Here is a 12,381-nt window from a genome sequence, read left to right as displayed (position 1 = left end):
TTATTAGCTTTACGGTTATGTCTATTTAATGTGTCGTTGTTGAAAATATTTTTTGTAAATGTCTTTGATTATCTAACTTAGTAAAACATTTATTTATACCAGTACCAGTTCTATATATTCAATACGAACTTCATATGGTTAATTAATGTTTAATTAAAACAATCAATTGAAATTATTTCATCAAGAAAGAAAAATAACCTCTGTTCTTATGAGTAAACAAAAACACTGTGTGGATGAATTGTAGATATAGAAGCCAGCGCTTGTATCACTAACTGAACAAGGCTTGTCTAAACAGAACCATTTCAATTTGCTGACATAGGAAGAAGAGTTTTCAATCGTGAGGTATTTCACGCAACCTGATTACAATGGTTTCAGGTTGCGAAATGAACTGGCAGAGAAGATACGAAAGTACGAATGCTTAGATCAGTAGAACGGAGATTAAACTTTCTCCCAGTTAACCTTCACCTTGGATTTGGATTTCAGCTCATTGCACGTGTTGCAAAAATAGTTAACCGCACCACAAGCTTTGAGTTTTTCCACTTCATTGCCACATTCAGGACAAAACACTAGTTTTTTGTAGTGCTGTTGGCAATCTGAGCAAAAATACTGCCCATCCCATTGCAAATCAGACTGACACGTAGGACATTGGTTTTGCTGCATAGTTTTTTCCTCTGACCATTTGGACGAAAATATAGCGATCAAGGCAGATCATACACTTTATACAACCTGATCAGCGATCTGCCTTAAAAAGAATATTTATATAACCACACACCGAAAGCATAAGTTACATGTCCTGTTTTTCGATTTTTAACGATATAAAAGCCCACGTAACTTATTTACAACCCATACAAACAGAACTTAATAAAAGGATCAGAATTGATTCATGTAGAAACTGACATGGTGTGCATTTCGATGTGTTGATCGTCTAGCTTGTTGAATTTAACCGCGATATTAGCGTAATCAGACAAAGATCCTGCATGAGTCCCGCCACACGCGATAACTGCGGTCTCGCCCTCAGATAAATTACAGTGCCAGTAACGTGAATCAGTGAGCGCTTCACCCTCACATACAACCTCAATATTGCTGCCAAGCTTAAGCCACTCTGCGAGCAATTCGTTGACCTTTTGTTCTATTAGCGGCAAATCTGACAGCATATCTGCACTATTTAGACCACGTTTTCTCAGCGTTTTACCAAGCCTGTAAGTATCCACACACTTATCTTGAGTAACAAAACTTGATACTTGTGCATAGCTGTTGAAGTCATAATATCCGTGTGGGTCGCGGCGATCAGCTTCTTTTCTCCAGTAGCCATCAGCTAGGATCTTATTCAGCGCGAGATAGGAAAGGTGCCCAGCACTGTGACCGCGACCTAAAGCTAGTTGATACTCTTTATCAACGTTCAAGCAAACGCTATCACCTACAGGTATAAAATTCGCTGAAGGTTCAAGACAATGAACGACAACAAATACCCACCCTTCTTGATCCCTTTTTACGGGAATGTCCTGACCAACATAAAGTGTTTGACTTTCAACCTCGATGGCCCCAACTCGGCAATCGACCACTTCAATGATGTCACCATTAGATAGAGTGATCGTGCCTTTATCAGCGGGATGATCGGGCCAAATATGGCTCACCGGGTGAAATGGTGTTTGATCAGTAACGATATATGAAAAGTCAGAGTGAGTTTCGAAAAGCTGAACGGTAGCTTCGAGTTGCCACGTCTGATGGCAAAATTTTGTAATTGTAGGTTTGATATCAGAAGTCATAGTGAAATTAAAAAAATACCCAAACAAATTGTTTGGGTAATTCTATCACTTCTTACGATTTTTCATCATGCCCATCAGGCGCTTTCGTTTTCTCTCTTGTGAAAGAGTTAACTTATTGCCTTTGCCTTCAAACGGGTTATCGCTGCTTTGGAACTGAATTCGAATCGGAGTTCCCATAATATCTAACGACTTACGGTAGTAGTTCATCAAATAACGTTTGTATGAATCTGGTAATTCATTTACTAGGTTACCGTGAATAACCACAATTGGAGGATTGTAGCCACCTGCATGGGCATACTTAAGTTTCACTCTTCGACCGCGAACCAAAGGTGGTTGATGGTCGTCAGTTGCCATTTTCATTATACGGGTAAGAACTGAAGTACCAACACGGGTTGTAGCAGATTTATAAGCTTCTTGTACCGATTCAAACAAGTGGCCAACACCTGTACCGTGCAGTGCTGAAATAAAGTGAATACGCGCAAAGTCCACAAAGCCTAAGCGTCTATCTAGTTCTTTCTTCACATTTTCTTTAATGTCAGTGTCTAGACCATCCCACTTGTTTACCGCAAGCACGATTGAACGGCCAGCATTGAGTGCGAAGCCAAGTAAGCTCAAATCTTGATCTGAAATGTTTTCACGAGCATCGATAACCAAAAGTACAACGTTAGCATCTTCGATAGCTTTGAGCGTTTTTACGACAGAAAACTTCTCAACAGTTTCGTTAATACGTTTGCGACGTCTTACACCAGCAGTATCAATAAGGACGTATTCGCGTTCATCTCTTTCCATTGGAATATAGATAGAATCACGAGTTGTTCCCGGCATATCGTACACAACAACTCGCTCTTCACCTAGAATGCGGTTTGTCAGTGTTGATTTGCCAACGTTAGGTCGACCGATGATCGCCAGCTTAATTGGCTGCTCTTGCAAGCGAGTAAACTCAGCTTCCGCTTCTTCTTCGGTGTAGTCCAGCTTCTCTTCTTCGCCATCTTCAAATGCGGTTAGATCTTCTAACTCACCTTTTGTTTGCTCTAAAAGTTCTTCAGCAAAAGGATTAAGAGCTAAATCAATCAATGCACTTACACCACGACCATGAGCTGCAGCGATTTGATACATATTGTCCATACCAAGCTGCCAAAACTCTGCACTTGCCGCGTCAGCATCAATACCATCAACTTTGTTCACAACCAGCATCGAACGTTTTTCAGTCTTACGTAAGTGTTGTGCAATCGCTTCATCTGATACCGTTAAACCCGCACGGCCATCCACCATAAATAAAACAACATCGGCCTCTTCGATCGCAGCAAGAGACTGCTCTGCCATTTTAGTTTCGACGCCTTCTTCTGAGCCATCGATACCGCCGGTGTCAATCACGATGAATTCATGTTCGCCGAGCTTAGCTTGGCCATATTTACGGTCACGCGTTAAGCCTGGGAAATCAGCCACGAGCGCATCTCGAGTGCGAGTCAAGCGGTTAAATAGCGTCGACTTGCCCACGTTTGGGCGTCCCACTAAAGCAACAACAGGTACCATAAAAACCTCAATAGTATGTCTTTTGATCTAGTTATAGATAACCAACCTAGATGTACCAAGTTTGATAGAAACTATGTTATCTATAACTACATGTATAACGAGTGCCTTTAGAGCACTGAGTATAAGTTTACAACAATAAAATGGCTCCTGACTGTTACCAGCCAGGAGCCGAGCGCGGATTATATCACGATATTATTCTGGAAGCGTCAGTTTCTTAATATCGCCATTTCGAGTGATCACCACATAGCCATCCGGCAACTGTACTGGTGGTACAGCGATACCGCTGCTACTGAACTCTTGCTCAGCAACAAAATCACCTGTCTGGCGGTTTATCCAGTATAGATACCCTTCAGCATCACCAACAACAACATAGTCGCCGATGACTACAGGTGCCGTAACCAGCCTGTTCTGAAGTTGATCATTACTCCAAATCTTAGTGCCACTGCGAGCATCCACCGCGACTACATGATCTTTTTCAGTGACCAAAAATATTCGACTGCCATCTGTCGCCATATTGGTCGCAGAAGAGTATTTACGTTTCCACAGAGCTTCGCCTGAACGTAAGTCGATAGCCGTTAAGTTACCGTGAATACCTACGATGTATAACGTGTTACCGAGAATCAAAGGAGAAGCATCAACGTCAACGAGGCGATCAATTTCTGTCGAACCTTGTGGGATCCCAATTGGAATTTGCCAAGCAAGCTGACCTTGAGCAATGATTGCCGCTGCTAATCTACCACTGGATGTTCCCCAGAATACAGCGCCACCTTGAGCAACAGGGGTACTATCACCACGCATCGTTAAAGTTGGAACGTCAGTACTAACCGTCCACTTCTCTTTGCCTGTAGACTGATCAAGTGCAATCAGCATACCACGGCTTGTGTGGACGAATACTAAGTTGCTGTCTGTTGCTGGCGTTGCTAATACCTCACCATCAACATCAGATTTCCACTCAACCTTACCGGTGTCAGCATTCAGTGCAAAAACGTAACCGTCTTCACTTCCGATATAGATCTTTCCATACGCAGAAGAGATGCCACCAGACAAACGGGCCGTATAATCATTCTCTAGATCAGTTTCCCAAATGGTATCGCCAGTTTTAGGATCTAAGGCTTTTACCAATCCAGCTCGACTTGCGACAAAAAGCTTATTGTATGCGTAGTCGGGCGTTAACTTAGAGTAGAACTGACCAACACCAGAGCCGATGGATGCACTCCAATCGGTTGTGGGGGTGAACTGGCTATTTACTTTAGGTACTGGAGCCTTGACGATCGCATCGTCACTCGCACACCCTGATAAGGCAGCAATGGCAACAGCCAACAGTAGGACTTTATTCAGCCTCTTCATCATTCACTAGTGCCCTTGTTTGGCCAGATCATCAAGCTTCATTTTAAGAGCTTGGCTAGTATCGCCAGCTTGTTGTGCTTCAACATAAGCTTTATATGCATCATCTGGTTTACCTTGGCGCATAGCGATATCGCCTTTTAACTCAGAAACTCGACCAGTCCAAGCTGTGCTCTTAATGCTAGCAAGCTCAGTTAGAGCTGATTCATAATGACCTTGCTCTTCTTGAATTCTTGCCAGTCTATACGATGCAATTGCCTTCAGTGCTTCATCTTTAGTGTCACCTTTCGCCCATTCTAACTGAGCTAGAGCTTCATCTAAATTACCAGCTTCAGCTTGAACTTTAGCAAGCTGCAAAGCTGCTAGGACAGAGTATTCACTAGACTTATTTGCATCAATAAAACTTTGAACTGAAGATTCAGCTTTTACACCTTGTGTCTCTAGTGCTTTTATCGCAGTGGTATATCCCACAGAAGCATTTTCTTTAGAAGCGTTATCTGACTTTTGATAGAAGTGCCAACCTGTAAATCCAGCTATCACAACAACTGCAACAACGATTAGCAGTTTGCCGTATTTACGGAGCCATTCTTTTATCGCTTCAACTTGTTCTTCTTCACTATTGTAGAGTTCCACTTCCTGTCCTCTTAAACTTGTTCTGTAAACGTTTTTGTTAGTAGCAATAAATGCCAGTTGCTAAATACTAAACTGAAAGTACGTCAGATAGTTTGGCGATAATGTCATCTTGAGAGTGAGTAGATTGCTCGCCACCTACAAGATCTTTTAGTACGACAGTATTGTCTTGGACTTCATTTTCGCCCAATACTAATGCGACAGCCGCACCGACTTTATCTGCGCGTTTAAATTGTTTCTTGAAGTTACCGCCACCTAAATGGTTCATCACTCGAATACTAGGTAGTTGATCGCGAAGCTGTTCAGCAAGCTTCATTCCCGCCATTGTTGTGCCTTCACCAGCAGTCACAACATACACATCAACACTGCGGCGAACGTCATTTAACTCAAGTGTCTCGAGCATTAAAACTAAGCGCTCAATGCCTAGACCAAAGCCAAAACCCGGTGTTGCTTTGCCGCCAAGTTGCTCAACAAGGCCATCGTAACGACCGCCAGCACAAACGGTACCTTGAGCACCTAAGCTTTCTGTAATCCATTCAAATACAGTGCGGTTATAGTAATCTAAACCACGAACCAAACGTTCATTCACCGTGTATTCGATGCCTGCTGCGTCAAGAAGTTCACAAACTTGAGAAAAATGCTGCTTCGATTCTTCATTCAAGTATTCAGACAGGCGAGGAGCATCCTTCAAAATTGCCTGAACCTCTGGGTTTTTGCTATCTAGTACACGCAGAGGGTTGGTGTGCATTCTGCGTTTACAATCTTCATCCAGAACATCAACGTGTTGTTCTAGAAATGCCACTAATGCAGTACGATACTCTTGACGCTCTTCAGAAGAGCCAATGGAGTTAATTTCAAGTCGAACATGCTTTTCAACACCAAGATCTCGCCAGAATTTAGAGCTCAGCATGATCACTTCAGCATCAGTATCTGGTGTCGCTAAGCCAAAGACTTCCACACCAAACTGATGGAATTGGCGATAGCGCCCTTTCTGTGGTCTTTCGTGGCGGAACATTGGCCCTGTGTACCACAAGCGCTGTTCTTGATTGTACAGCAGACCATTTTCGATTCCCGCGCGCACACAACCTGCCGTTCCTTCTGGGCGAAGAGTTAGGCTGTCACCATTGCGATCATCAAAGGTGTACATTTCCTTCTCAACTACATCGGTAACTTCACCAATTGCACGGCTAAATAAATGAGTCATCTCAACGATAGGTGTACGAATTTCGTTGTAGCCATAAGAAGCGACAACATTTTTCAGACAGTTTTCTACTTTCTGCCAAACAGGAGATTGAGTAGGAAGGCAGTCATTCATGCCTCGGATTGCTTGAATTGTTTTTGCCACAATATTTACCGTAATGTCGTTAAGATTGTTTTGAATCGGTTGGGTTTGAATCGAGCTGATTGATGTCGATGCGATTATTAGCATCTAATACAGCTGCTTTCGCACGAATTTTGGCTTCGAGCTGATCAATGATATTGTCATTGTCAAAGCGCTCTTTTTGACGTTTGCCGTCTTCGTAAAACGCGCTTTTCTTGTTGCTGCCTGCTAAGCCTAAATGGGAAACTTCTGCTTCACCAGGGCCGTTGACCACACAGCCAATAATAGACACATCCATTGGGGTAATGACGTCTTCTAGTCTTTCTTCAAGTGCGTTAACAGTGCCAATCACATCAAACTCTTGACGAGAGCATGTTGGACAAGCAATGAAGTTGACTCCGCGAGAGCGAATGCGCAGTGACTTTAAGATATCAAAGCCTACTTTCACTTCTTCAACAGGGTTCGCTGCTAGAGAAATACGCAAGGTATCGCCAATCCCTTCAGCGAGCAACATGCCAAGGCCAACCGAGGATTTTACAGCACCAGCTCTTGCACCACCGGCTTCGGTGATACCTAAATGAAGAGGCTGATCAATTTTTTTCGCTAGAATGCGGTATGAATCAACCGCTAGAAAAACGTCTGACGCCTTAACACTCACCTTAAATTGGTCGAAGTTCAAGCGATCTAAAATATCAACATGACGCATTGCTGATTCAACTAACGCTTCTGGCGTTGGCTCGCCATATTTCATTTGAATATCTTTTTCTAGCGATCCGCCGTTAACACCAATACGGATAGGAATATTCTTATCGCGAGCACAATCAACGACCGAGCGAATGCGATCTTCTTTACCAATATTACCTGGGTTAATACGCAGACAATCGACGCCATATTCAGCGACTTTTAAAGCAATGCGATAATCAAAATGAATATCAGCAACAAGCGGAACAGAAACTTGCTGCTTGATCTGCTTGAATGCTTCGGCTGCATCCATAGTAGGAACAGACACTCGAACGATATCCGCACCTACATTCTCTAGCGCTTTAATCTGCGCAACTGTAGCGTCTACATCTGTAGTGCGAGTATTAGTCATGGACTGAACAGCAATCGGCGCGCCGTCGCCAATTGCCACATCGCCCACATAAATACGTGTCGACGGGCGACGTTTAATAGGAGATTCGTGTTGCATAATATTTTCTAAGGTAAGGTAAATCTAGCTACTTTACCCGGAGTATACCTAGAAAGGTCGACAGGTTCACTCGCAAATGTCATTGAAACGTTTTCTGGCGCTCCGAGAATGACATTAAATGGCGCTTCACCAGAAAGATTTAAGCTCTGACCGCCTTTTTTAATCCCTGAAACCAATACCTTACCAGTCGCATCTTTTACTTGTAACCAACAATCTGCTTTAAACGACATATCAATGGTTTTATTCGCGACAACTTGGTTTGCTGTGTCAGAGGCTGGAACTTGCGAAGTAGTAGCTGAAGGTTGAACTTCTTTTGCGCTATCTTGAGTCGAGTTAGTTTCAGGCGCGACAGTTGGTTGCTCTTGTTTCACAGCAGGCTTCACGCTCGCTTCACTTTCCACACTCTTACTAGCGCTATTATTCGTGCTATTCGCCGCTGCCTGGCTTGAACTCGTACTACCATTCACAGCCGTAGTAGCACTAGTGTCTGTCGTAGTATCACTTGAAGGCGCAGGAGCTTGTATGCTTGTACTTGGTGTTAGAAGCGTATCTCGTTGCTGATTTTGCCACCACCAAAGAGAAGAAATCCCGATAATAATTGCGAGTATTCCCCAAGTGATAATCATGATGCGGCTATCGTGCTTTTCACGCTTTGTTTTACGGGAAAAGCTAGTCATGTCTTGCGCTTGTGGCTTAGTGCCACTTTTATCACCTAAAGCTTCTAGAATCGTAGATTCTTCAATACCCACCGCTTTGGCATATGAACGCAGATAGCCACGCGTGAATGTGGCAACTTGGCCAATTTCAAAATTGTTATTTTCGATATCTTTGATGATTGATAATTTGAGTCTGAGACGGTCAGCTATTTGCTTCTGGCTTAAACCTAATTCTTCACGTTTCTGCTTAAGAATCGTCCCTGCTTCTAATTCCACTGATTCTACAATTTCTTCTTCGACTAATATGTTCTGTTTTGTACTCATTAGAGGTGTACATCTCTTAATTGGTCCATGACTTGAGTGCTGCTTGTTATTTTTATTAATCTATCACTCTAAATTTAAAGTCAGGAACGGATAAACATTGAGGAAATCTCTCCTCGCCTAAGTTTCTTTCAATTTGAGCGCTTTTTGGCTCAAAATACATCACAATCCCTATTTAGCAATTCTAATAGATAATAGCGGTTAAACAACATTATGATGAAATAGAAATCACAAGCAGCTCAAGGTTTTTCCTAAAATTTACATTGAGTGATGGCTAGTCGAATCAAATAACTAGCCATGATTGTTTTCGAAAAACAGAAGAAACAGGCTTAATCCTTCTTTAGGGTAAGGTTAAATGGATTTTACGGGGATCTGATTTTTGTCTTCTTGTTTCTGTTTAGTCCGCTTAGTTCGGTCAATAACATCACCAACTAGCTGACCACAAGCTGCATCAATATCGTCGCCACGGGTTTTACGAACCGTTACAGTATAATCGTACTGCATCAAGGTCTTCATAAAGCGATCAATGCGCGAGTTACTTGGCTTTTTGTACGGAGAGCCCGGGTATGGGTTGAATGGAATGAGGTTGATCTTACACGGCGTATCTTTCATCAATGCTGCCAATTCACGAGCATGATCCATGTCGTCATTTACATGATCAAGCAATACGTATTCTACCGTGACTTTCCCGCGGTTCGCGTTCGAAGACGCAATATAACGACGAACTGACGCTAAGAAATCATCGATATCCCAACGATCGTTGATAGGCATAATTTGGCTACGCAGTTCATCATTTGGCGCATGTAGAGAAATTGCTAGTGCTACATCAATCGTACCTGTCATTTGGTCCAAGCCCGAAACAACACCAGACGTTGAAACCGTTACACGACGCTTAGATAAACCGAAGCCTAAATCATCCAGCATCAACCTTAGAGCTGGAAGCAAGTTCTTCATGTTTAGAAGAGGTTCACCCATTCCCATCATAACTACATTGGTGATTGGACGGCGTCCTGTTTCTTTTTCTAGACCAATTTCACGTGCAGCACGCCATAACTGACCAATAATTTCAGATACTTTTAGGTTACGGTTAAAGCCTTGCTGAGCCGTTGAGCAAAACTTACACTCCAACGCACAACCAACCTGTGAAGAGATGCAAAGCGTAGCGCGATCGTCTTCAGGAATGTATACCGTTTCGACATCTTGATCGCCAACACTCATCGCCCATTTTATGGTGCCATCAGAAGAGTGCTGTGCTTCAGAAACTACAGGTGCTCGAACTTCACATTGAGAGATCAGTTTTTCACGCAACTTTTTATTCAGGTTGTTCATTTTCTCAAAATCATCACAACCAAAATGGTACATCCACTTCATCACCTGCTCAGCACGGAATGCTTTTTCCCCAAGCTCTTCAACAAAGAACTTGCGTAAGCCTTCGCGATCAAAATCGAGTAGATTGATTTTTTCAGTGGTCATGTTGCCTCTCAATGACAAAAAAGGGTTTAAAGGCGCGGATTGTACAGTGTTTACTAGCGGCCAACAAGAGTTGCAACCCCTTGTGATTGCTAAGATACTAATATAGTTTAGGTTATTTTTTGAGCAGAACGAATATCATAAGAATATCCCAATAAAAAAGCCCCGACAGTCGTCAGGGCTTTCATTTATATGCCTTTTTAAGCTTACTTAGAGTAAACCTCAGAAGGTGGGAAAAAGAACTCAATTTCTCTTGCCGCTGATTCAGGGCTATCTGAGCCGTGAACAGAGTTGTAACGCATACTAATCGCGTAATCCGCGCGTAGGGTGCCACAAGCCGCTTCTTCTGGATTTGTTTTTCCCATCAATTCGCGGTAGCGCGAGATAGCATTTTCACCTTCAAGAACTTGAACCATACAAGGGCCAGAAGTCATGAACTCTTTAAGAGCAGGGAAAAATTCTTTACCTTCGTGCTCAGCGTAAAATCCGCTAGCTTGCTCGTCGTTTAGGTGTACCATTTTAGCCGCTACGATTTGTAAGCCTGCTTGCTCGAAGCGATGGTAAATTTCACCAATAAGGTTTCGCTCCACAGCGTCAGGTTTAATGATAGAAAAGGTTCTTTCAAGGGCCATATTCAATCCTTTTTATATTTATTGTTTGTTTTAATTTTATTTCGCGTTATCTAGCAAGATACGAGCTAAAGTTCGTACACCCATACCTGTTGCTCCGGCAGCCCACTTATCGCTAGCTGACTTACGGTACGTACCAGAGCAATCAAAGTGCAACCAACCTTTTTTGTAATCTTCCACAAAGTAAGATAGGAACGCGGCAGCTGTACTCGCTCCAGGAACATAGTCGCCACTGCTAATATTAGATAGATCAGCAAAGTTCGACGGTAGAGCATGGCGATGGAATTCAGCTAGAGGCAGTGGCCATAGACCTTCGCTTTCCTTGCTAGCTGCAGTAAGAGCTGAATGAGAAAGCTCATCGTCAAAGCTCAGTAAGGCATGGTAGTCGTTACCCAATGCATTTTTCGCAGCCCCAGTAAGAGTCGCACAATCAATGATGAGCTCTGGGTTTTGCTCGCTCGCATAAAGTAAACCATCAGCAAGAACGAGGCGCCCTTCAGCATCTGTATTCATGATTTCAACTGTCTTACCATTTTTGTAGGTAATGATGTCACCAAGCTTAAGTGCACGGCCAGAGATCATGTTTTCCGCACAGCACAAAATCAATTTAACGCGTTTGTTTAAACCGCGCATAATCGCAAGGCCAAGACCAGCTGTGATCGTGCCTGAACCGCCCATATCCGCTTTCATTGAGCTCATGAAATTAGACTGTTTAATGCTGTAACCACCTGAATCAAAAGTGATACCTTTACCCACTAAACACGCATAAACTGGTGCATTTTCATCACCGGTTGGGTTGAAGTCGAGTTGCAGCATTGCTGACGTTCTCTCTGAGCCTCGGCCAACAGCAAAAATACCTTGCCAGCCTTCAGTGAGCAGATCTTTATCTTTAACAACTTTAACTGACACTGTGCCTTCTGGAGCCACAGACTTAATAAATTCACCAGCCATTGTTGCGAGTTGGCGAGGCGCAACTTCTTCAGCACTTTTATTGATAATGTCACGTGCCCAGCCAGCAGCCTTAATTCGAGCCTCGAGCTCAGCTTGATCAGCTTCCGCTAAAGCATTCCACTCTAGCGTATTTTTCTTTTTCGCATCACGATGCCCTTGCTGGAACGCCCAGATGCTTTCAAGATCCCATCCTTCACCTTGTAAGAAGGCAGAACGTATACCTTGACCAGCTAATTTGCGCGCCGCTTTTTGGATAGTGTTCTGGTGATGACCTTCACCAAGGTGAATCATCGCACCTTGCTCGTTAAAGGATAAAATAGCCTTCTCACCCCACTGTGGCTTAGCTTGTTCTTGGCTAATAAATACTGACATTTGCTGAGACATTTTCTCTCCTTGCCTTCTTAAATTTTTACCTGATCAAGTTACTCGTTTCAGCGAGAATGACAAGGCCTAAATACGGGTAAAGGATGCGAACGATTACGTATCGCTACCGTATTGTGAACTTTATAGGTTTCAATTTAATAAAAAAGCGAACTATGAGAGTTCGCTTTATAAAACAACCGATGTTAGC

Annotated in this window: 11 protein-coding genes; all 11 read right to left on the bottom strand. The window is 43.0% G+C overall.

Translation table 11 applies throughout. The features are described 5' to 3' along the window. Positions 1-438 precede the first annotated feature (438 nt). The 11 genes from L7A31_RS08220 to pepB all read right to left on the bottom strand — a co-directional run bounded on the left by L7A31_RS08220 (position 439) and on the right by pepB (position 12,194). Positions 439-660 carry a zinc ribbon domain-containing protein gene (locus L7A31_RS08220; protein WP_237361032.1) on the bottom strand — a complete coding sequence of 74 codons (222 nt, stop codon included), beginning with the start codon at positions 658-660 and terminating at the stop codon, positions 439-441. A gap of 221 nt (positions 661-881) precedes the next feature. After that, on the bottom strand, positions 882-1,766 hold the full coding sequence (locus tag L7A31_RS08215; protein ID WP_237361031.1) for an alanyl-tRNA editing protein: 885 nt from the start codon (positions 1,764-1,766) through the stop codon (positions 882-884). A gap of 45 nt (positions 1,767-1,811) precedes the next feature. Further along, on the bottom strand, positions 1,812-3,299 hold the full coding sequence (gene der, locus L7A31_RS08210; RefSeq protein WP_237361030.1) for a ribosome biogenesis GTPase Der: 1,488 nt from the start codon (positions 3,297-3,299) through the stop codon (positions 1,812-1,814). Between the two features lie 192 nt (positions 3,300-3,491). Then, positions 3,492-4,649, bottom strand: coding sequence for an outer membrane protein assembly factor BamB (gene bamB / locus L7A31_RS08205; protein ID WP_237361029.1), 1,158 nt, complete (start codon positions 4,647-4,649; stop codon positions 3,492-3,494). Positions 4,650-4,652: 3 nt separating this feature from the next. After that, positions 4,653-5,276: a YfgM family protein gene (locus L7A31_RS08200; protein WP_237361028.1), complete on the bottom strand. Its 624-nt coding sequence runs from the start codon at positions 5,274-5,276 to the stop codon at positions 4,653-4,655. Positions 5,277-5,343: 67 nt separating this feature from the next. Then, the gene (gene hisS, locus L7A31_RS08195) at positions 5,344-6,618 is read right to left on the bottom strand and encodes a histidine--tRNA ligase (RefSeq protein WP_237363534.1); all 1,275 of its coding nucleotides are present in this window, start codon (positions 6,616-6,618) and stop codon (positions 5,344-5,346) included. Positions 6,619-6,637: 19 nt separating this feature from the next. Continuing rightward, a complete protein-coding gene (gene ispG / locus L7A31_RS08190; protein ID WP_237361027.1) occupies positions 6,638-7,783 on the bottom strand; it encodes a flavodoxin-dependent (E)-4-hydroxy-3-methylbut-2-enyl-diphosphate synthase in 1,146 nt (381 codons plus the stop codon). 8 nt (positions 7,784-7,791) lie between these two features. Beyond that, on the bottom strand, positions 7,792-8,763 hold the full coding sequence (gene rodZ, locus L7A31_RS08185) for a cytoskeleton protein RodZ (RefSeq protein ID WP_237361026.1): 972 nt from the start codon (positions 8,761-8,763) through the stop codon (positions 7,792-7,794). Between the two features lie 348 nt (positions 8,764-9,111). Then, positions 9,112-10,233, bottom strand: a complete 1,122-nt coding sequence (gene rlmN, locus L7A31_RS08180; RefSeq protein WP_237361025.1) for a dual-specificity RNA methyltransferase RlmN — start codon at positions 10,231-10,233, stop codon at positions 9,112-9,114. 203 nt (positions 10,234-10,436) lie between these two features. Next, positions 10,437-10,862 (bottom strand): nucleoside-diphosphate kinase, encoded by a 426-nt coding sequence (gene ndk / locus L7A31_RS08175; protein WP_237361024.1) that lies wholly within the window; start codon positions 10,860-10,862, stop codon positions 10,437-10,439. Between the two features lie 36 nt (positions 10,863-10,898). After that, positions 10,899-12,194, bottom strand: coding sequence for an aminopeptidase PepB (gene pepB, locus L7A31_RS08170; protein WP_237361023.1), 1,296 nt, complete (start codon positions 12,192-12,194; stop codon positions 10,899-10,901). Positions 12,195-12,381: the final 187 nt, after the last annotated feature.

The organism is Vibrio marisflavi CECT 7928, from assembly GCF_921294215.1.
Taxonomy (GTDB): Bacteria; Pseudomonadota; Gammaproteobacteria; order Enterobacterales; family Vibrionaceae; genus Vibrio; species Vibrio marisflavi.
Note: the sequence above shows the minus strand (reverse complement) of the source record. Positions and strands in the feature narration are given on the sequence as shown.